Source organism: Arthrobacter sp. zg-Y1116, assembly GCF_024385485.1.
Lineage (GTDB): Bacteria > Actinomycetota > Actinomycetes > Actinomycetales > Micrococcaceae > Arthrobacter_B.
In genome coordinates, this window is the sequence record NZ_JANFLR010000001.1 from 960,790 (window position 1) to 979,538 (window position 18,749).

21 protein-coding genes are annotated in these 18,749 nt (G+C 66.8%); 13 read left to right on the forward strand and 8 right to left on the reverse strand.

Going from position 1 to position 18,749, the window contains the following annotated elements; translation table 11 throughout:
* The first annotated feature begins 101 nt into the window (after positions 1-101).
* From NNX34_RS04530 to NNX34_RS04540, 3 genes are all read left to right on the forward strand, one after another.
* Entirely contained in the window at positions 102-839 is a 738-nt protein-coding gene (locus tag NNX34_RS04530; protein ID WP_255765322.1) for an SDR family oxidoreductase, read from the forward strand.
* A 104-nt stretch (positions 840-943) separates the two neighbouring features.
* A complete protein-coding gene (locus NNX34_RS04535; RefSeq protein WP_255765323.1) occupies positions 944-1,588 on the forward strand; it encodes a hypothetical protein in 645 nt (214 codons plus the stop codon).
* 9 nt (positions 1,589-1,597) lie between these two features.
* Complete coding sequence (locus NNX34_RS04540; protein ID WP_255765324.1) at positions 1,598-2,407, forward strand: SDR family oxidoreductase; 810 nt, start codon at positions 1,598-1,600, stop codon at positions 2,405-2,407.
* 78 nt (positions 2,408-2,485) lie between these two features.
* Here NNX34_RS04540 and NNX34_RS04545 read toward each other — a convergent pair whose 3' ends face one another.
* Together NNX34_RS04545 and NNX34_RS04550 are read right to left on the reverse strand one after the other, a co-directional pair.
* Positions 2,486-3,187 carry a hypothetical protein gene (locus NNX34_RS04545; RefSeq protein ID WP_255765325.1) on the reverse strand — a complete coding sequence of 234 codons (702 nt, stop codon included), beginning with the start codon at positions 3,185-3,187 and terminating at the stop codon, positions 2,486-2,488.
* A gap of 109 nt (positions 3,188-3,296) precedes the next feature.
* Positions 3,297-5,192, reverse strand: a complete 1,896-nt coding sequence (locus NNX34_RS04550) for an FAD-binding monooxygenase (RefSeq protein ID WP_255765730.1) — start codon at positions 5,190-5,192, stop codon at positions 3,297-3,299.
* A 255-nt stretch (positions 5,193-5,447) separates the two neighbouring features.
* Here NNX34_RS04550 and NNX34_RS04555 point away from each other — a divergent pair, with 255 nt between their 5' ends.
* The 3 genes from NNX34_RS04555 (at position 5,448) to NNX34_RS04565 (ending at position 8,165) form a co-directional block, all read left to right on the forward strand.
* Positions 5,448-6,404 (forward strand): D-2-hydroxyacid dehydrogenase family protein, encoded by a 957-nt coding sequence (locus tag NNX34_RS04555; RefSeq protein WP_255765326.1) that lies wholly within the window; start codon positions 5,448-5,450, stop codon positions 6,402-6,404.
* 49 nt (positions 6,405-6,453) lie between these two features.
* Positions 6,454-6,585 (forward strand): hypothetical protein, encoded by a 132-nt coding sequence (locus tag NNX34_RS04560; protein WP_255765327.1) that lies wholly within the window; start codon positions 6,454-6,456, stop codon positions 6,583-6,585.
* A 107-nt stretch (positions 6,586-6,692) separates the two neighbouring features.
* Complete coding sequence (locus NNX34_RS04565) at positions 6,693-8,165, forward strand: DUF2252 domain-containing protein (RefSeq protein ID WP_255765328.1); 1,473 nt, start codon at positions 6,693-6,695, stop codon at positions 8,163-8,165.
* A gap of 40 nt (positions 8,166-8,205) precedes the next feature.
* Here the strand turns inward: NNX34_RS04565 and NNX34_RS04570 are convergent, their stop codons facing one another.
* Positions 8,206-10,602, reverse strand: coding sequence for an excinuclease ABC subunit UvrA (locus tag NNX34_RS04570; protein WP_255765329.1), 2,397 nt, complete (start codon positions 10,600-10,602; stop codon positions 8,206-8,208).
* 199 nt (positions 10,603-10,801) lie between these two features.
* Between NNX34_RS04570 and NNX34_RS04575 the strand changes: the two genes are divergently transcribed.
* The 6 genes from NNX34_RS04575 to NNX34_RS04600 all read left to right on the forward strand — a co-directional run bounded on the left by NNX34_RS04575 (position 10,802) and on the right by NNX34_RS04600 (position 14,604).
* Positions 10,802-11,209 (forward strand): hypothetical protein, encoded by a 408-nt coding sequence (locus NNX34_RS04575; protein ID WP_255765330.1) that lies wholly within the window; start codon positions 10,802-10,804, stop codon positions 11,207-11,209.
* Between the two features lie 18 nt (positions 11,210-11,227).
* Positions 11,228-12,190 (forward strand): alpha/beta hydrolase, encoded by a 963-nt coding sequence (locus NNX34_RS04580; protein WP_255765331.1) that lies wholly within the window; start codon positions 11,228-11,230, stop codon positions 12,188-12,190.
* A 57-nt stretch (positions 12,191-12,247) separates the two neighbouring features.
* The gene (locus tag NNX34_RS04585) at positions 12,248-13,414 is read left to right on the forward strand and encodes a DUF4232 domain-containing protein (protein WP_255765332.1); all 1,167 of its coding nucleotides are present in this window, start codon (positions 12,248-12,250) and stop codon (positions 13,412-13,414) included.
* 15 nt (positions 13,415-13,429) lie between these two features.
* Positions 13,430-13,726 (forward strand): hypothetical protein, encoded by a 297-nt coding sequence (locus NNX34_RS04590; RefSeq protein WP_255765333.1) that lies wholly within the window; start codon positions 13,430-13,432, stop codon positions 13,724-13,726.
* A 96-nt stretch (positions 13,727-13,822) separates the two neighbouring features.
* A complete protein-coding gene (locus tag NNX34_RS04595) occupies positions 13,823-14,068 on the forward strand; it encodes a hypothetical protein (protein ID WP_255765334.1) in 246 nt (81 codons plus the stop codon).
* Positions 14,065-14,604, forward strand: coding sequence for a hypothetical protein (locus tag NNX34_RS04600; RefSeq protein WP_255765335.1), 540 nt, complete (start codon positions 14,065-14,067; stop codon positions 14,602-14,604). Before NNX34_RS04595 ends, NNX34_RS04600 begins: the two co-directional genes overlap by 4 nt.
* A 19-nt stretch (positions 14,605-14,623) precedes the next feature.
* Here the strand turns inward: NNX34_RS04600 and NNX34_RS04605 are convergent, their stop codons facing one another.
* From NNX34_RS04605 to NNX34_RS04615, 3 genes are all read right to left on the reverse strand, one after another.
* Positions 14,624-15,469 (reverse strand): aldo/keto reductase, encoded by an 846-nt coding sequence (locus tag NNX34_RS04605; RefSeq protein WP_255765336.1) that lies wholly within the window; start codon positions 15,467-15,469, stop codon positions 14,624-14,626.
* 28 nt (positions 15,470-15,497) lie between these two features.
* The gene (locus NNX34_RS04610; RefSeq protein ID WP_255765337.1) at positions 15,498-15,902 is read right to left on the reverse strand and encodes a cupin domain-containing protein; all 405 of its coding nucleotides are present in this window, start codon (positions 15,900-15,902) and stop codon (positions 15,498-15,500) included.
* A 195-nt stretch (positions 15,903-16,097) separates the two neighbouring features.
* Positions 16,098-16,499, reverse strand: coding sequence for a VOC family protein (locus tag NNX34_RS04615; RefSeq protein ID WP_255765338.1), 402 nt, complete (start codon positions 16,497-16,499; stop codon positions 16,098-16,100).
* A gap of 165 nt (positions 16,500-16,664) precedes the next feature.
* Between NNX34_RS04615 and NNX34_RS04620 the strand changes: the two genes are divergently transcribed.
* Positions 16,665-17,417 carry a glucose 1-dehydrogenase gene (locus NNX34_RS04620; protein WP_255765339.1) on the forward strand — a complete coding sequence of 251 codons (753 nt, stop codon included), beginning with the start codon at positions 16,665-16,667 and terminating at the stop codon, positions 17,415-17,417.
* Between the two features lie 68 nt (positions 17,418-17,485).
* Here the strand turns inward: NNX34_RS04620 and NNX34_RS04625 are convergent, their stop codons facing one another.
* Both NNX34_RS04625 and NNX34_RS04630 read right to left on the reverse strand, forming a co-directional pair.
* A complete protein-coding gene (locus tag NNX34_RS04625) occupies positions 17,486-18,289 on the reverse strand; it encodes a MerR family transcriptional regulator (RefSeq protein ID WP_255765340.1) in 804 nt (267 codons plus the stop codon).
* A 41-nt stretch (positions 18,290-18,330) separates the two neighbouring features.
* A complete protein-coding gene (locus tag NNX34_RS04630) occupies positions 18,331-18,717 on the reverse strand; it encodes a hypothetical protein (protein WP_255765341.1) in 387 nt (128 codons plus the stop codon).
* Positions 18,718-18,749 lie beyond the last annotated feature (32 nt).

Sequence of the window (18,749 nt, forward strand, 5' to 3'; positions counted from 1 at the left end):
GCAAGAAATGCGGACTTTTCCTTATTCCCAGTCCCGAATAGAGGAGACAGAGTGGAGGTATCTTCCACAACCCGGAAGAAACCGCTTTTTCAAGGAGTGCCATGAATGACAGCATGATTTCCCTCGTCACGGGAGCCAACAAAGGTATTGGGCGGCAGATTGCCGGCCAGCTGGCGGCGCTCGGCCACACCGTGGTGGTAGCCGCACGGAACGCCGACGCCGGTGAGCGGGCTGCCGCGGCCGTGCGCGCGGAGGGTGGAGACGCCGTCGCCGTCGTCCTCGATGTGACCGATCCGGCCTCGGTGGCGGCCGCTGCGGACGAGGTCAAACGCCGCTTCGGGCGGCTGGATGCCCTGATCAACAACGCCGGGATTGTGGCGACGCCGGGAGTCAGCTTTGCTGCCCAGCAGCCGGGCTCGGCGGACGTGAATGAAATCCGCTCCGTCTTCGAGACCAACTTCTTCGGGGTCATCTCCGTGACCGCCGCCTTCCTGCCGCTGCTGCGCCTCTCCGAGGCCCCTCGGATCGTCAACGTCTCCAGCGTGGCCGGATCCCTCGCCGCAGTATCCGATCCGGCCAATGCCGACCCGATCGCCGCCGGGTACGCCCCGTCCAAAACGGCCCTGACCTCCCTGACGCTGCAGTATGCGAAAGGGCTGGCGCCGGAGGGCATCCTGGTCAATGCGGTTTGCCCGGGCTTTGTTGCCACGGATCTGAACGGTTGGCGGGGAACACGCACCCCGGAGCAGGGTGCCAGGGCCGCCGTCCGGATGGCCACCATCCCGGCCAACGGACCCACCGGCACCTTCAGCGATGAGGACGGTCCCTTGCCTTGGTAGGACGAACCCGCGTCCGGACGGCTTAGCCCCGGCCTGCTCGCCAAAAAATGCGGCTATCCCCCCGATCCCTGCTCGGCTATTGTCTGCGTAGACCGGGGGGACACATGAAAACTCGATTTACCGCAGCGATGGGCATTGCCGCAGCCGGCGTCCTATTCACCGGCATGCTTGCGGGCTGCGGAACCACCGACGCGGAAAGCAACGAGGCGCTGGCCCGCGCCGAGGCCAGCGCCCGTCCCACCCCGGAACCCACAATGACCCTGCGGCCCTGCCCGGGCGGCGAAAGTCTGCGGATCGACCCGGCCGGGGGCTACGTGAGCATCGCACCCGGTTGCTTCGACCAGGCGGTGGCGGAAGCCATCGCCGAGTTCCCGGAGCCGCTGCCGGCCGGGATCGAATGGCGGATCGAACTCAGAAATTTCAGCGACCCCTCGTCCGGAACCCAGCAGGGAGGGATCAGCATCCAGGACGGAGTCCAGGACACCACGGTCGCCGGCTACTGGCTCTGCGCGTGGATGGATTCCTACCTTCAGGCCCTCGACAGCGGAGACGCGGCGGGCCAGGACCACAGCATGGAGTACCTAGCCAAGTACACCTCCCTGCCCTCAACGCAGGAGTTCATGGTCAACCCCGAAGTCTTTGATGCCTCCGTGATTGCCCCTGCACAGGCCGGAGATCCCGCTCAGCTGCGGGAGTATTTCAAGGGCAGCTGCTCGTCCTTCCGCAGGTCCGCGGAGTCCTCCCGCTAGCATGGCCCGATGACTACCCCTCCCCTGACCGGCCGCACCGCCGTCGTCACCGGCGTGAGCCGCCGCCGGGGCATTGGCTTCGCCGTTGCCGCACGCCTGGCCGATATGGGTGCCAGCCTGTACCTGCAGCACTTCGCGCCGCACGACGACGAACAGCCGTGGGGTGCCGAGGACATCGACGAAGTGATGGACCTGCTGCGGGCACGGCTGCAGCCCGGCGCCCGGCTTGCCCACGGTGAACACGATTTCGCTGCACCCGAGGCGCCCGATTCCCTGATCCGCGACGCCGCGGCAGCCCTGGGTCACCTGGACATTCTGATCTGCAACCATGCCCGCAGCGGGGGCGACGGTCGGCTGCAGGCACTGGACGCCGCCATGCTGGACACGCACTGGGCCGTCAATGCCCGCTCCGTGCTGCTCGCCACCGCCCGCTTCGCCGACCAGCACGACGGACGGACGGGCGGGCGGGTCATCTGGTTCACCAGTGGACAGCTGCTGGGGACGATGCCAGATGAAATTGCCTATTGCACCTCGAAGGCCGCCCTCGCCGGCATCACTCCATCAGTCTCGGCTGACCTCGCCGACCGCGGGATCCTGCTTAACACCGTCAATCCGGGGCCGGTCAACACCGGTTACCTGGATCCGGCGACGGCGGACCGTCCGCTGGAAGTCCTCGACGACGTCGGGTCCCGGTTCCCCGGCGGCCACATCGGCGCCCCCGATGATCCGGCCCGGCTGATCGCCTGGCTGGTGTCCGACGAGGGCCGCTGGGTGGTCGGGCAGACGATCAGCACCGAGGGCGGTTTCCGGCGGGGCTGAACCGTTTAAGGCTCCGGTCATCTTCGCCCTCGGCGTAGGCGAAAGCCTCATCCGCGTCGGCAAAGGTCCCGCCCAGGGTTACTTGCTACAACGCTCGGAGAGCCAAGCGTCATACATCTCCGGGTACGCCTTCGCGATCAGGGGCTTAACCCGCGCTTCAAAATCGGGGTCCGAAGGCCAAGTACCGGCCCGCGTGTTGCGATTGGTGAACTGTGGCTTGGGGTTCCCGGAGGAGTCGAACTTGATCAGGTCTTTGTCGCTGTCGTCCGGGTCGCAACTCGCAGAGAGGAACGGGGACAGGTCCTCGAAGATGACCACCTTTCCACGCGCCGGTCGGTCGTCGGCAAACGCACGGTCAAGCTGGTCCATCTTCTCTTGGGCCCTCGCCTTGGCGTCCGCATCCTCGATCTTGGACAGGTATCCCTGCGCCTGAAGCTGGTTGGTGCGGAAGTGGGACTCCCACTGAGCTGTCACCGCGGCCGTGAGGGCGGTGGCCTCCGGGGTATTCATCGCCGGGTCTTTCCAGAACTCATCGAACTCGTCGCCGTGGGGATCGTCCACCTCGCCGGACACCATCGGGAGCAGCGAGTCGACCATGGAGTCCACCTTGTCTGCCCAATCACGGTCCTGATACCCGTCTCCACCCCTCGCGATGAAGACTCCTACCGCCACTACGGCCATAACCAGCAGGAAAGCGGTCACTGCAATGGCCGTCTTTCCAACCGGTCCGAGTGACGCCTTCTTGGGCGGACTGGGCATGGGGTACTGCGTATAGCTCATTGGTGCCTTTCGAATGGGTCCATACGGGGCAGTCTGCCAGCCGCACTGCCGTTAACGCGGGACGACGGCGGCACCTAAGGCGCCGCCGTCGTCGTACGTTGGGAACCGGTTACGCCTGCTGGCGGGCCGGCAGCAGGGGCGCGAAGAACCCGGCGAGCTCCGCCGTGGCCGTCAGCGGCAGCACGTTGGCCACGTACTGGTCCGGGCGGACCACCACCACGGCGCCGTTGCGGGAAATGCCGCGCGCCTCGAAGATGTCGGCGGTCGGGTCCGTGCCGTAGACCTTCGCCAGGTCATCGAGCTGGAACGGTCCGACCTGCGGCTTGAACACCGCCGGCACGGCGCCGAGATCGATGCCCGTGTGGTCCTGCTGGTAAATCACCTTGACGTCGAACCAGGCATCCCGGTCCGCCCCTTCCGGCGTGGCCGCCAGCGGGGAGTCCGGCGCGGTGCCCAGCCATTCGGCCAGCTCGGTGACCGGCGAGGGGGAGCCGGCGGCCGCGGCGTCGGCGAAGACGTAGATCCGCCACTTGCCGTCCGCCCGCGCCTGGTGGCCCAGCTGCACCGGGTTGGTGTCGCAGACCCGCAGCACGGGTGCGGACTTGAAGCGCTTGCCGAGGGGGAAGCCGGCGGCCAGGTCCTGGTGCTTCGGCTCTGCAATGAGCATGGAGGGGGTGTATTCGGTCATGAACCCGGCCGGGAACTCGGCGGTGCGGACGTAGAAGTCCTCCAGATCCGAGGGGTTCTCGAACTCTTCAGGTTTCTTCGCCATGAGCGTGGACCACTCTTTGTCGAAGTCGATGAGGTTCTTCGCCACCACCTGGCGTTCGGCCGAGTAGGTGGAGAGCAGGGTTTCGGGGCTGCGGCCTTCCAGCACGTGGCCGAGTTTCCAGCCCAGGTTGAAGCCGTCCTGCATGGAGACGTTCATGCCCTGGCCGGCCTTAGCGCTGTGCGTGTGGCAGGCGTCGCCGGTGATGAAGACGCGCGGGGTGCGGGTGCCGAGGTCCTCGGGCCGGACGTCGTCGAACCGGTCGGTGAGCCGGTGGCCCACTTCGTACACGCTGTGCCAGGCGACGTTGCGGACGTCGAGCGTGTAGGGTGCCATGATGCCGTTGGCCTTGGCGATGATCTGGTCAACGGAGGTCTTCCGGACGGCGCCGTTGTCTCCTTCGGGCACAACGCCGAGGTCCACGTACATGCGGAACAGGTGGCCGCCCTCGCGCGGGATGAGCAGGATGCTGCCGCCGTTGGAGGACTGGATGGCGCACTTGGTGCGGATATCGGGGAAGTCGGTGTTGGCCAGCACGTCCATCACGCCCCAGGCGTGGTTCGCCTTGTCTCCGGCCATGGTGCAGCCGATGGCGTCGCGGACCTTGCTGCGGGCGCCGTCGGAGCCCACCACGTACTTGGCTTTAACCGTGCGTTCGGTGCCTTCGTCCGGGCCGGCCGTGGACAGGAGGGTGACGGTGACCGGGTACTCGGCGTCGTCGTCGACCGTCAGGCTGCGGAACTCGAACCCGTAGTCGGGCCGCATGCGGGTGGGTGAGTTGGCCATGAACCGGGCGAAGTAGTCCAGCACGCGGGCCTGGTTGACGATCAGGTGCGGGAATTCGCTGATTCCGGCGGGGTCGTCCAAGGCGCGGCCGGAGCGGACGATGTTTTCCGGGTTTTCCGGGTCCGGGCGCCAGAAGCACATCTCCGTGATGCGGTAGGCCTCGGCGGTAATTTCCTCGGCGAAGCCGAAGGCCTGGAAGGTTTCCACGCTGCGGGCCTGGATGCCGTCCGCCTGGCCGATGGCGAGGCGGCTGTCCCGGCGCTCCACGATTCGGGTGGTTACGCCGGAGAACTGCGAGAGCTGTGCGGCGGTGACCATCCCGGCGGGACCGGAGCCGACGATCAGCACGTCCACTTTGTCGGGCAGGTCTGCGGGGCGGTCGACGCCGGTGCCGGCGGCGGGCTGGATGCGGGGGTCACCGGATACGTAGCCGTGGTGGTGGAACTGCACGGGGGTCCTCACTTCGTTGTGCCGTTGGTGCCGCCGATCGTGTTCGTTATTTGAACAGAACGTTCGATAGTCGAACCGCCGGGGTGTAGTCACCGTACCGGAGACATGACGTGGGTCACAAGCAGGACGGCGCCGTGTGTCTTTCCGGTATCACTCCCCCTCGGCCTGCCGGAGCCGGGGAGCGGCATTGCCGCCGGCCGCGGTACTTTGTTCCCAGCCGTTCCCCGTCCGTCCACCGCCACCAGGGAAGAGTTCATGTCTGTTACATGCGCAGTGCTCGACGATTACCAGAAAGCCGCCACCCGGTTCGCCGACTGGGCTTCCCTGGAGGGCCAGGTTGAGCTGACCGTCTTCTCCGACCACCTGGCCGACGAGGACGACGTAGCCGCGCGCCTGGCCGGGTTCGACGTCGTCGTCATCATGCGCGAGCGCACCCCTTTTCCCGCGAGCCTGCTCGCCCGGTTGCCCCGCCTGAAACTGCTGGTGACCACCGGGGCGCGCAACGCCTCGATCGATCTGGCCGCGGCCCGGGAGCGGGGTGTGACTGTCTGCGGGACGGCCAGCAATTCGACCCCGCCCGTTGAGCTGACCTGGGCGCTGATCCTGGGGCTGTCCCGGCACCTGGTCCCGGAGGCAACCGCACTCCGGGACCGCGGACCCTGGCAGCAGACCATCGGCACCGACCTGCACGGCGCCACGCTCGGCCTGCTGGGGTTGGGGAAGATCGGGGTACAGGTGGCGCGGGTAGGCGCTGCGTTCGGGATGGAGGTCCTCGCCTGGAGCCAGAATCTCACCGCCGAACGTGCCGAAGCCGCCGGAGCCCGACTCGCTCCCTCCAAGGAAGCGCTGCTGGCGGCGTCCGATGTCGTTTCCATCCATCTGGTGCTGAGCGACCGGACGCGCGGGCTACTCGGGGCCGGAGAACTGGCGCTGATGAAGCCGGGCGCTTTCCTGATCAATACATCCCGGGCGGGGATAGTCGACCAGCCCGCCTTGCTCCATGCGTTGCGGCAGCAGACGATTGCCGGCGCCGGGCTGGACGTGTTTGCCGAAGAACCGCTGCCCGCAGATTCCCCGTTCCGGGAGCTGCCCAACGTCCTGGCAACCCCGCACCTCGGCTACGTCACCGAGCGGAACTACCGCACGTTCTTTCCGCAGGTGGTGGAGGATATCTCGGCGTTCCTGGCCGGCACCCCGATCCGGGAACTCTAGGCGCCGGCCGGTCTTCTAGGCGGGGCCGCGGACTTCTATTCTTTGTGCCATGCCGCATCTGCCGCGCCCGCCGCATGCCCGCATCTCGGATGAAACGCACCGGGTCACCACCTTCGAGTTGCTGTACCGCGAGGTCCGGCACCGGGTGCGGGGTGCGCAGGCGGCCGGGCCCGAAGGGTGAGCTTTCGCCGCATTCCGGACGCCGGGCCCATCCCCTCGGAGAGGCCAATCCGCTATTCTTTGGACGTCGGCCGCCGCTCAGAGCCCGGCCCCCGCAGGACCTGCCGGATGGCGCAACAAGCCGTTGCAGAGAGGTCGCCGATCATGGCCAGTATCGAGGTTCAGCACCCGAGCGTTACGGAACGCGTGGCAGCAGGCAAGGACCGCCGGGAGACAATACCCGTCTCCGTCCATCAGGGCTGGGTTCCCGCACCCGACCGCCCGGACCCCGTCGCGCTCATCGAAGAGCAGAACCTCACCCGCGATCCGGACCTCGTGCCGGTGCGCCACGGCCGGATGCTTGACTCGCCGTTGACCTTCTACCGCGGTGCGGCCAAGATCATGGCTGCCGACCTTAAGGACACGCCTCGATCGGGGCTGACCGCCCAGTTGTGCGGCGACGCCCATTTGTCCAATTTCGGCGTATTCGCCTCCCCCGAGCGGATCCTGATGTTCGACCTGAATGACTTCGACGAAACGCTTCCGGGACCATTCGAGTACGACGTGCTGCGGATGACCGCGAGTTTCACCATTGCGGCCAGGAACAACTCCTTCTCCAACGAAGACGCGCGCTCGGCAACCCTCGCCGCGGTTCGGGCTTACCGCGAAGCGATGCGTGAGTTCGCACAAATGGGAACCATGGACATCTGGTACGCGCGTCTGACGGAGCAGGATATTTTGTCGACGATCCAGCTGGGGGCGGACACCGGCAAGGGCAAGGCGGCGAAAAAGGCGGCGAAGCAGATCGGAAAGACGGCGGAGAAAACCGCCCGGAAGGCACGCTCCCGGGACAGCCTGCAGGCACTCGCGAAGCTGGCTGAGCTCGTGGACGGGAAGTACCGAATCGTCAGCCAGCCGCCGATCGTCATCCCCCTCAGGGAGTTCGGTGATTCATACGGTTTATCCGCGGACCAGATGTGGGAGGAATCCCGCGAGCAGCTCCGGTCCTACCGGGCCACTCTGCAGGACGACAGGCGCCACCTCCTCGAGCGCTTCGAAATCGTCGACATCGCCCGCAAGGTGGTGGGTGTGGGCAGCGTCGGCACCCGGGGCTTTATCGCGTTGCTTCAGGGCCGCGATTCAGACGACCCGCTGTTCCTGCAGGTCAAGGAAGCAACACGGTCAGTCCTTGAGGACCACCTGCCCAAAAGCAGATACCGCCAGCCGGGACAGCGCGTAGTGCAGGGCCAGCGAAGGATGCAGGCCGCCAGCGACATTTTCCTGGGCTGGACCAAGGGCGTGCAGGAAAACCGGTACCTGTACTGGCGCCAGCTGCGGGATATGAAGGGCTCAGTGGTCGTGGAAACGATGAAACCCCGCGGGATGGAGTTTTACGCCCGCACCTGCGGCTGGACACTGGCCCGGGCCCACGCCAGATCGGGAGACCCGGTCGCGATCGCGGCCTATCTTGGCAAGAGCGAGAAGTTCGATAAGTCGATCACCGACTTCTGCGAGCGGTACGCAGATCAAAACGAGCAGGACTACCAGACCTTCGCGGACGCGGTACGTTCCGGGCGCCTGCCCGCGGTCGAAGGGGTCTAGGAGCGGCTGCCGCTGGGGAAAAACCCTGCCGGCAGCAAACCTACCCCGCCACGTACGCCGCCAGATGCTGGCCGGTCAGCGTAGACGCGTCCGCCACCAGATCCGCCGGGGTCCCCTCGAACACGATGCTCCCGCCGTCCCGCCCGGCACCGGGACCCAGATCGATAATCCAGTCCGCATGCGCCATCACCGCCTGGTGGTGCTCGATCACGATCACGGACTTCCCGGCATTCACCAGCCGGTCCAGCAGGGCCAGCAGTTGCTCGACGTCGGCCAGGTGCAGCCCGGTGGTCGGCTCGTCCAGTACAAAGACGCCTTCCTTGCCGCCCATATGCGTGGCCAGCTTCAGCCGCTGCCGCTCGCCGCCGGAAAGCGTGGTCAGCGGCTGCCCCAGCTGCAGGTACCCGAGCCCGACGTCGGCCAGCTGGCTCAGGATCTTATGTGCGGCCGGGGTGCGGGCTTCGCCGTCGCCGAAGAACTCCTGCGCCTCGGCCACTGACAGGGCCAGCACCTCGGCAATATCCTTCCCGCCCAGCGTGTATTCCAGCACCGACGCCTGGAAGCGGCGGCCTTCGCAGTCCTCGCACACCGATTCCACCGTGGCCATCACGCCCAGCTCGGTGTAGATCACGCCGGCGCCGTTGCAGGACGGGCACGCCCCTTCGGAATTGGAGGAAAACAGGGCAGGCTTCACCCCGTTGACCTTCGCGAACGCCTTGCGGATCGGTTCCAGCAGACCGGTGTACGTGGCCGGGTTGCTGCGCCGGGAGCCGCGGATGGCACCCTGGTCCACCGTCACCACGCCGTCCCGCCCGGATACCGACCCGGTGATCAGCGAGCTCTTGCCGGAGCCGGCCACCCCGGTGAGGACCACCAGCACGCCCAGCGGAATGTCGACGTCGACGTCGCGCAGGTTGTTGGTGGCGGCACCGCGCACTTCCAGGGACGACGACGCCGGCCGCACCGAGTCCTTGAGCCGCGCCCGGTCCCCGAGGTGGCGGCCGGTCAGGGTGCCGCTCTGCCGCAGTTCCTCCAGCGGTCCCTCGAAGGTCACCGTGCCGCCTTCGGTGCCGGCGCCCGGCCCCAGGTCCACCACGTGGTCCGCAATCGCAATGGTTTCCGGTTTATGTTCCACCACCAGCACCGTGTTGCCCTTGTCCCGCAGCTGCAGCAGCAGCTGGTTCATCCGGGCAATGTCGTGCGGGTGCAGGCCGATGGTCGGTTCGTCGAAGACATAGGTGACGTCGGTCAGCGAGGAGCCCAGGTGGCGGATCATCTTGGTCCGCTGAGACTCCCCGCCGGAGAGGGTGCCCGAGGGGCGGTCCAGGGAGAGGTAGCCCAGCCCGATTTCGGCGAAGGCGTCCAGCAGGTGCTGCAGTCCGGCCAGCAGCGGCGCCACCGAGGGTTCCTTCAGGCCGCGCACCCACCCGGCGAGGTCGCTGATCTGCATGGCGCAGACATCGGCGATGTTGAGGCCGCCGATCTTCGAGGACCGTGCCTCCGGGCTGATCCGGGTGCCGTCGCATTCGGGACAGGTGCTGAAGGTGATGGCCCGTTCCACGAAGGCGCGGATGTGCGGCTGCATCGCTTCGGGATCCTTGGACAGCATGGACTTGGAGATCTTGGGGATCAGCCCTTCATAGGTGAGGTTGATGCCCTCCACCTTGATCTTGGTGGGCTCCTTGTACAGCAGGTCATGCAGCTCGCGCTTGTTGAACTTTGCAATCGGCTTGTCCATGTTGAAGAACCCGGAGCCGGCGTAGATCCGCCCGAACCAGCCCTCCATGCTGTAGCCCGGCACCGTGATGGCGCCTTCGGACAGTGATTTCGCGCCGTCGAACAGTGCCGTGAGGTCGAAGTCGGTGACCGCTCCCGTCCCCTCGCAGCGCGGGCACATGCCGCCGAGCCGGTTGAACACCGCCTTTTCCGCCCGGGTCTTACCGTCGCCCCGCTCCACCGTGATGGCGCCGGATGCCTTCACGGACGGGACATTGAAGGAATACGCGTTGGGCGGGCCGATGTTCGGCTGACCCAGCCGGCTGAACAGGATCCGCAGCATCGCGTTGGCGTCCGTGGCGGTGCCTACCGTAGAGCGCGGATTCGAACCCATCCGTTCCTGGTCGACAATGATCGCAGTGGTCAGTCCCTCCAGCAGGTCCACTTCCGGCCGGGCCAGGGAGGGCATAAAGCCCTGCACAAAGGCACTGTAAGTCTCGTTGATCAGCCGCTGGGATTCGGCGGCCACGGTGCCGAACACCAGCGAGCTCTTGCCGGAGCCGGACACCCCGGTGAACACCGTTAGCCGCCGCTTGGGAATCTCGATGCTGATATCCCGCAGGTTGTTCACCCGTGCACCCTGCACCCGGATCACGTCATGGCTGTCCGCGGCGTGCGGCGCAGCCCCGGTGCCCGTGCTCGTCGTAGTGTCCGTGCTCATTGCCGCTCCATCCGCCCAGGCCGGTACCCGGGCCTCATTGTCCCGTGCCTTCACCGACGGTCCGATTCTGCCCGGTCGCTTCCGGCGCGGCAACGGCTGACGGGAACGACGACGGCGGGTCCCGGCAGGCGCGGCTTTTCCGCACGCGCGGAAGGCCTGGCCGATCCTGCACATCGGCGCCTGAGCTACACTCGGGCGCATGCCCGCATACGCTGCACCCCCTCCCCAGGCGCCGCTGGCCTTGGCAATGATCGTGTGGGCCATCTGCGGGGTACCGGCCCTAATCGGGGCGGTCCTGGCTGCAGCTTCCCTCCAGTCCGCCCTCGCCGGGACGGGCTCCACCTGGGACCAGGCTCTGCGCTTCCTGCCCTTTCTTCTCACGTTTTTCGGGGCGGTAGCTGCCTATATCGTGTTGCGGCGTGCCACCTCTGCGGGCCAGGCCTGGCTATGTTCAACACTCACCGGGATGCTGCTCCTTGTGGGTGCGCTTCCCGTTACGCTGAGCCTCGGCGGGGCGTTGGTGAGCGAGTGGTGCGAGGGCGCCCCGGGCGGCCGGGGGTATAGCCCGTCCGGAGCAGCGGAGGAAGTTCCCTGGCTGTGCCGGTAAGCAGAAGGAAGGTTCACGATGGCAAAGCTTGATCTCCGGGTGCGGCTGGTGGGCAAGGTGCTGGGCAGGGTGTCGGTGGCGCACAAGAGCGAGGAACAGATCCTCGCTGACCAGCAGCGCACCATCAAGCACAACCCGGTTCTGGACTGGGTGCTGGGCGGCGTCGCATCCGGCGTAAAGCTGAAGGACGACACCGCCGCGGGTGCGGAGGGCCGGATCCCCGTCCGGGTGTACCGGCCGAAGGACGCCGACGGAACGTTGCCGCTGGTGGTCCTGATCCACGGCGGCGGCTGGACCGTCGGCAACCTGGATATTTATGACTCGCTGGCCAGCACCATCGCCCGGGACGCACGCGCCGTCGTCGTTTCCCTCGAGTACCGGCTGGCGCCGACGCATCCCTGGCCCGCCGCCGCCGAGGACTGCTATGCGGCGCTGCTTGAGGTGGCCGCCCGTGCCGATGAATGGGAGGCCGACGCCGGCCGGCTCGCCGTGGTGGGCGACAGTGCCGGAGGCAACCTGGCGGCGGTACTGACGCTGATGTGCCGGGACCGGTCCGGTCCCGCCATCGCGTTCCAGGGGCTGATCTACCCCGCCACCGATATGACCTTGGGCAGCCCGTCAATCGAGGAAAACGCCAACGCACCCATCCTCACCAAGAAAGACATCCTCCGCTACGGCAGCCTCTATGTCCCTGACCTGAAAGACCGCAGCAACCCGTACGCCTCACCCCTGCTCGCACTGGACCACACCGGGCTGCCGCCGGGACTGATCCAGGTAGCCGAACACGACCCCATCCGCGACGACGGGCTGCGCTACGCCGAAGTGCTGCGCAAGGCGGGCGTTCCCGTCCGCGTCACCACCTATGTCGGGATGCCGCACGGCTACCTGGCCTTCCCGCGGCTGTGCCGCAGCGCCCCGCAGGCGCTGGCGGAACTGTGCGCTGAACTGCGACGGCAACTCGCACCGGCAAGGGTCCGGTAACTTCCCGCACGCACCGCTGCCGGGTCCGGCTTGAGGATGACGGGGTACCCTCGCGGCATGGGGAACTCTTCCGCAAGATTGAAACCGCTGCTTCTACCCGCCGCCGTCGCCGCCCTCTGGCTGATTTCCGGCTGGGCCTTCGAAGCGCTGCTGACCGCAGGGAACGGCCGGATACCGATCCATCTGGCTTCACTGGTCTCCCCGGACACTATGCCGGTCCGCATCAAATCTCTCCTAGACGGTTCCGGCCTGGTGCTGGTGGCCGGGTTAACAGCCCTGGCCGTGGCCGCGTTCACCTTGGTGCTCCTGCCCGATAGCAGGAAGACCGGTACCCGGGGCGCGCTCTTCCTGGCCAACTGGATGAGCGTGACGCTGGCGGCCGTGGCCGGTTCAGCGGTGCTGGCCGTGGCTTCGGTCCTAGCCCAATGGCCCCTGGGCCGGGCACAGTGGATTTTTGACCTGCTTGGGCCCTCGCTGCTCACCGGAGCGTATTGGGGGGTTGCCTGGGGCTGGGTGCCGGCCCTCGTGGCCACCTTCCTTTCCGCCCCCGCTTCCGACGGGGCGGGTTCCCATCTGCCGGAGAAACGTCACGCAGCCCGGGTTCCGGAGGAACCCGCCCTCACCGCCCGGGTTCGGCAGCGTGGCTGGGCCTTGGGGGCATTCGCCCTTTTCTCCGCAGCCGTGATGGTTGCGCTTCCGCTCACCGCCCGCGACCCCTCGCAGCCGGCCCCGGAACCTGCCGCGACGCCCACTCCGGAGCCAACGGTTTACGGTGCCGCCCCGGTGGGTGCCGCCCTCTCCGAGCCAGATCCGCTGTGGTGCACCGGTGAAGAAGTCGAGTCCTCGATCGGCGGGTGGGATGCGGCCACGGGCCACCGGGCAGCGCAGATCACCGTGCGAAACACGGGAACACGGTCCTGCACGGTGCAGGGCTACCCGGATCTGGACTTCGAGAGCAGCGATGGCTGGGTCATGGGCATCACCGCGGTGCACGGCGGCTCCCATATGACCGAGGATCCTCCGGTGGAGCCGGTGACGCTGGCCCCGGGCGAGGAAGCAGCGGCCTCGATCGGCTGGCGCGGTACGGCCGGCGCGGGCATGGTCCGGGTAGGCACTTTGCTGGTGGCGCCCTACTCCGGGACCCAGCGGCAGGAACTGGAGGCGGACATCGATCTGGCGGAACCCGGCTATCTGACGGTCACAGCTTGGGCGCCCGCAGGCTAGGCCTTCCCTGCGGCCATGACCCCCGCCTTCGACCGTGAAGACATGATCGACCCGACGGACAGCCAGGACATCACCGCCGCCGCGGATAGCGCGGATCCGATGGACAGCACCGACCCAAACGATCCGATCGAACCGATCGAACACGCCGATCCCACACTGCCGATCGACAGCACCGAGTTCTTCGACCCGATGGACAGCACCGACCCGGATGACCACAACGACAACACCGAACGTTCCACGTCTGCTCCTCTTCTCTTCAGCGCACCTTCTTTTCAGGGCACCGCTGATGGTGCACCAATGCCCGCACCCTAGCCGCCGCGGCCCCCTAATACGCGAGTACCGCAAGCCGGAAAAAGAAGTGTCAACAAATCCTTGACGTTTCGATGGCGTCAAGCTTTGATTGACACCATGAGAACTTTCCGCATCTTCACCGCCGTTTACGCCGCAGTGATGTTCCTGGTTGGTGTTGCTCTGTTTGCCATCTGGTTGCTGCTTGACCTGCATGGTTTCCCCAAGGGCCTCTGCCAGGGCGGTGGCTTCGCTCTGATCGCGCTCAGCGTGTACCTTGCCGTCACGCAGGTCCGGCGGGGAAACACGGACAGCAGCGGCACCGAATACTGGCTGCCCAGCCGAGATGCCGGGGAACAGCCGTGACCCGCGGCCCGGTCACCGATCTGCAGGAACAGATCGGCGCACTGATCCTCGGCGACTACGACGACGCCGGGACCCTCACCGAGGAGGACCACCTCGCCCTGGTGGCTAGGGCGGGAGCCGCCGAGCAGGCCAGCCAGCAGCTGCAGCACCGTGCCGTCGCGGCGGCCCGGAGCGCGGGAGTCAGCTGGGCCGCATTGGGCCGTGAGCTGGGGATGACCCGGCAGGCGGTGCAACAGCGTTTCGGTGCCCGCCCGGCGGAACAGGCCCCCGGTTCCCGCGAGCGCTGGCTCGGCCCGGTCACGGCCTTCGATGAAATGCCCGAGCTGGAACTGGCCGGGCGGCTCGGCTGGCGCACCATCGGCGTCGACATGCTCCGGCACCGGATGCTGCAGACGGACACCCAGTGGGAACACCGCCGCGTCCTCTGGACCCGGCCGTCCTCCCACTACGAAACGGACGGCTGGCAGGTGGGGAGCCGGTCCTTCCCGTGGCTCTACCTCGTGCGGGACCTGCATCGGGCGCCCGAAACGAAGTAAGACACCCGGGCGCCCGAACCTACTCCAAAGTGACCCCGCTCAACCGGGCCACAGCCTCGGGGTCCCGGTGGTCGAAGAACATGGACTTCCCGGTGTCCAGGTCGGCAATCGCGGCCATTTCCTGGGGGCTGAGCTCGAAGTCGAACACGTCGAAGTTTTCCGCCATCCGGTCCGGCCGGACCGATTTCGGGATCACCACTATCCCGCGTTGGATCAGCCAGCGGAGCACTACCTGGGGAATGGACTTCCCATGCGCCTCGCCGACGGCCGAGAGAGTGGGATCGGAGAAGAGGTTGTTCTTCCCCTCGGCGAACGGTGCCCAGGACTCGTGCCGGATGCCGCGGTCGCTCATCAGCTGGTTTTCGACCGCCCGCTGGTAGAACGGGTTGGTTTCAATCTGGTTCACCGCCGGAACCACGTCGTGGTGAATGACCAGGTCCACCAGCCGGTCAGGGGCGAAGTTCGAGACCCCGATGGCCCGCGCCGCGCCGTCGCTGTAGAGCTGTTCCATCACCCGCCACTCGCCGTAGACGTCGCCGAACGGCTGGTGGATCAGGTACAGGTCCACGTACTCCGTACCCAGGTTCTGCAGCGAGGCCTCGAAGGCGCGCGTGGTGGTGGCCTCACCGTTGTCCTGGATCCAGAGCTTAGTGGTGATGAACAGTTCGTTGCGTGCCAGGCCGCTCTTCTGCACGGCACGCCCCACGGCGGCCTCGTTTTGGTAGGCCGCGGCGGTGTCCAGCGAGCGGTATCCCGCGGCCAGCGCGTTGGTCACGGCCTCTTCGGTCTCGTCCGGCGGGACCTGGTACACGCCGAAGCCCAGGATCGGCATTTCGACGCCGTTGTTCAGGGTCACGTTTTCCATCGGCTTTCCTCTCGTTGGTCATCCGAAATCAGGGCCGGGTACCGTATTCCTCGTCGGTGACGAGGTCGCCCCAGTCGGACTCCGCGCCGTCGTCGAGCGGGGCCTCCCACATGGCCAGGTGGGTCATGAGGTTGTCCGGGGCGGCGCCGTGCCAGTGCCACTCCCCCGGCGGGGTGTAGACGGTGTCTCCGGGGCGCATCGTCAGGATGTCCCCGCCCCGGGACTGAATCAGGCCGTAGCCTTCGGTGACGTGCAGGGTCTGCCCAACGGCGTGGACGTGCCAGGCGGTGCGGGCGCCGGGAGCAAAGTGCACGGCGTTGACACGCATCCGGGACGGTGCCGGCTGCGGTGCCGCAATGACTTCGAACCAAACGTCGCCGGTGAACATGTGTGCCGGTCCCTTGGTGCTGGGTCTGCGCGGTTCCAGTTGCATGGGGGCTCCCTGGGCGAACGGGTTCGGCGGGGTGTACGGGTGGCCGCGGATGCTGCGGTCATTCGGCCGCCATGGGCCTTTCGAGATTACAAGCTGTGACCGGCAGGCGGGAGGCTCTCCGCACCGTTTCTACGCCGGACGGCCAATTTGGTGCCGGCAGTTCCGCGCCGGCACCAGCCCTTCTGATCAGCGGCCTTAGACTGCTGCCGCCGACGCCCGGCGCTCCTCGTCGCTGCGCAGGATGCAGAATTCGTTGCCCTCCGGATCGGCGAGCACCACCCACCCGGTGCCGTCCGCGTTGCGCCGGTCGTCCACTTCGCGGGCGCCCAGCCCCAGGAGTCGCTCGAGTTCCTGGTCGCGGGTACCTTCGGCGGGCTTCAAGTCCAGATGGACGCGGTTCTTGATCTGCTTGGCGTCCGGAACCTCGATGAACAGCAGCCGCTGGGTGCCGTCCTGCGAGAAGATCATGCATTCCTCCTCGCCGGGCCGGTTCGGGTCCTCCGGGTCTTCCCGGAAGCCGAGGATCCGCCGCCAGAACACGGACTGCCCGTAGGCGTCGAGGCTGTCGAAGGAGGTGTGGGAGATCAGGGATGCCATGAGGAGGAGCCTAAAGGGTTTCCTGCGGATATGACACTGCCCACAACGGGGCCACTCCGTCGGGTATTGCCCGATTCCGCCGCCGTACGATCGAAAAAGGGCCCCGCCCCACCCCAGCGCCGAACGTGCCGTGGAAACCGGCAATCCAACCAGGAGGATCCAACCGTGAGCGAACGACTCAAAGACAAAGTAGCCCTGATTACCGGCGCAGCCAGCGGTATGGGCGCTTCCCATGCGCGCGCTTTCGTGCGTGAAGGCGCCAAGGTGATGATCGCCGACATCAACGACGACGCCGGTGCCGCCCTGGCCGCGGAACTGGGCGACGCCGCCCGCTACGTGCATCTGAATGTCACCAGCGCCGAGGACTGGGCGGCCGCCGTGGCAGCCACGCTGGACACCTTCGGCGGGCTCAACATCCTGGTGAACAACGCCGGCATCCTCGACGGCGGCCCGCTCGGCCAATACCCGGCGGAGCGCTGGCAGCGGGCACTGGACATCAACCTGACCGGACCCTTCCTCGGCATGTCCGCAGCAGTCGAGGCGCTCAAGGCGTCCGCGCCGTCGTCGGTCATCAACATTTCCTCCACCGCCGGGCTGGAGGGCATTGCCGGAATGCACGGCTACACGGCGTCGAAGTTCGGCCTGCGCGGACTGACGAAGTCCACCGCACTGGAACTCGCCGCGTCCCACGTGCGGGTCAACTCGGTGCACCCCGGGTCCATCCAGACCCCGATGACCGCCGTGATGGGCAGGCAGAAGCCGATCGACTTCACCGAAACCACCCTCACCCGGCCGGCGGCTCCGGAAGAGGTCACCAGTGTGGTCGTCTTCCTGGCCAGCGACGAGTCCAGCTTCTCCACGGGCGCGGAGTTCGTGGTGGACGGCGGGATCACCGCCGGGAAGATCTACAACGTCTAAAGCGGCGGAGATCCGCGGACCGGCGCACCCGGCGCCGGTCCGCGGTGCTTGTCCTCGGGCAGGTTTCCTTACGCCGGCTGGACGGGCTGCTGCAGCTCCGTGACCCAGTCCGACTGGTCATCGGAGGCCGCACGGATATACACCTCGCGGCACGGACCCGAGAGAACAAAGCCGCGGGCAATGGTCTCTGTATGCACGGCCTGCCAGCTTTCCCCTATGCGGTCCATGGCGCCGAGGTGGACACCGCAGATGGCCGTCGGGACGGACGGCAGATCCACCAGCTCCACGCCGTCGGGACCTGCAGTGGAGACGGCATACCCGGCCATGATGTGCATGCCGTTTTCGCTCGTCTCGTACTGGGCGATCGGCCTATCCAGGGATGCGCCGGTGGGTGCCAGGGCCTTCGCCACGGCGTCGAACAACGGCCCGACGACGGCGGCCACCTCGTGCTGTTCGGAGACGACGGCGGTGCGGGCGGCCAAACGGACCGCGGGCAGGGACTTCTGCACAATTTCGATCTGGGACATGGCATTTTCCTTTTCAATGAGATGGAGCCGTCGTTCCACGTCGAGGAGCCTCGCGGCCGCTGTCCGCTGTTCGCTCTCCACCTCGGCCCGCCGGATGCGGAGCATCCGGGCGATCCGGTCGGCGTCGACGCCGGCATCGAGGATGGAGGCAACTTCCTCCAGGCCGAAGCCGAGCTGGCGGAGGGCGACGATCCGGTGCAGCCGTTCCAGCTGCGAGGGATCGTAGGAGCGGTAGCCGCTGAACTCGTTCACGTGGGCCGGGACGAGCAGCCCGGCGGTGTCCCAGTGCCGCAGCATGCGGTGGGTCACCTGGCCGATCTGCGCGAAGGCTCCGATGGATAGCATGTCTCAGTTCTCCTGCCTGCCACTGTGTCAGGGTCAAGCACTTAGATGGCGCGGCCCCCAAACCCGGTAACCGCGGCGAACACCAGGAAGTAAATCAGCGTCTGGAAGATAGCCACGGTGATGGCGCACATAACCACGTTGACCCAGCCGAGCACCTTGCCCGCAGTTGCAGGGACATTCAGCGCCTCGGCTTTCTGGGCGTAGTAAATGGCCATGGGACCGAGGACGAATCCAGCGACAAACAGGCCGAGCACACCGAAGAGCAGCGACTGGTTCTTAAAGCCCTCCCCCGCTGCACGCCCGCCGGGCAGCTGGGCAGACGCCGGGTAGGACGGGAATTGAGCCGACGCCGGGGGACGATCCCCCGATTCCGCTGTTGTTGGGTAGGGGTAGTGGTCGTTCTGCGGATCAGGGTGGGGCGTGGACACGGGGCCTCGTTTCTACGGTGCTGTGTTTCTGC

What these genes read in the sequence shown, in the direction of transcription:
- NNX34_RS04530 (WP_255765322.1), top strand. Translation starts at nt 102, where the DNA reads ATGAATGACAGCATGATTTCCCTCGTCACGGGAGCCAACAAAGGTATT.
- NNX34_RS04535 (WP_255765323.1), top strand. Translation starts at nt 944, where the DNA reads ATGAAAACTCGATTTACCGCAGCGATGGGCATTGCCGCAGCCGGCGTC.
- NNX34_RS04540 (WP_255765324.1), top strand. Translation starts at nt 1,598, where the DNA reads ATGACTACCCCTCCCCTGACCGGCCGCACCGCCGTCGTCACCGGCGTG.
- NNX34_RS04545 (WP_255765325.1), bottom strand. Translation starts at nt 3,187, where the DNA reads ATGAGCTATACGCAGTACCCCATGCCCAGTCCGCCCAAGAAGGCGTCA.
- NNX34_RS04555 (WP_255765326.1), top strand. Translation starts at nt 5,448, where the DNA reads ATGTCTGTTACATGCGCAGTGCTCGACGATTACCAGAAAGCCGCCACC.
- NNX34_RS04560 (WP_255765327.1), top strand. Translation starts at nt 6,454, where the DNA reads ATGCCGCATCTGCCGCGCCCGCCGCATGCCCGCATCTCGGATGAAACG.
- NNX34_RS04565 (WP_255765328.1), top strand. Translation starts at nt 6,693, where the DNA reads ATGGCGCAACAAGCCGTTGCAGAGAGGTCGCCGATCATGGCCAGTATC.
- NNX34_RS04570 (WP_255765329.1), bottom strand. Translation starts at nt 10,602, where the DNA reads ATGAGCACGGACACTACGACGAGCACGGGCACCGGGGCTGCGCCGCAC.
- NNX34_RS04575 (WP_255765330.1), top strand. Translation starts at nt 10,802, where the DNA reads ATGCCCGCATACGCTGCACCCCCTCCCCAGGCGCCGCTGGCCTTGGCA.
- NNX34_RS04580 (WP_255765331.1), top strand. Translation starts at nt 11,228, where the DNA reads ATGGCAAAGCTTGATCTCCGGGTGCGGCTGGTGGGCAAGGTGCTGGGC.
- NNX34_RS04585 (WP_255765332.1), top strand. Translation starts at nt 12,248, where the DNA reads ATGGGGAACTCTTCCGCAAGATTGAAACCGCTGCTTCTACCCGCCGCC.
- NNX34_RS04590 (WP_255765333.1), top strand. Translation starts at nt 13,430, where the DNA reads ATGACCCCCGCCTTCGACCGTGAAGACATGATCGACCCGACGGACAGC.
- NNX34_RS04595 (WP_255765334.1), top strand. Translation starts at nt 13,823, where the DNA reads ATGAGAACTTTCCGCATCTTCACCGCCGTTTACGCCGCAGTGATGTTC.
- NNX34_RS04605 (WP_255765336.1), bottom strand. Translation starts at nt 15,469, where the DNA reads ATGGAAAACGTGACCCTGAACAACGGCGTCGAAATGCCGATCCTGGGC.
- NNX34_RS04610 (WP_255765337.1), bottom strand. Translation starts at nt 15,902, where the DNA reads ATGCAACTGGAACCGCGCAGACCCAGCACCAAGGGACCGGCACACATG.
- NNX34_RS04615 (WP_255765338.1), bottom strand. Translation starts at nt 16,499, where the DNA reads ATGGCATCCCTGATCTCCCACACCTCCTTCGACAGCCTCGACGCCTAC.
- NNX34_RS04625 (WP_255765340.1), bottom strand. Translation starts at nt 18,289, where the DNA reads ATGCTATCCATCGGAGCCTTCGCGCAGATCGGCCAGGTGACCCACCGC.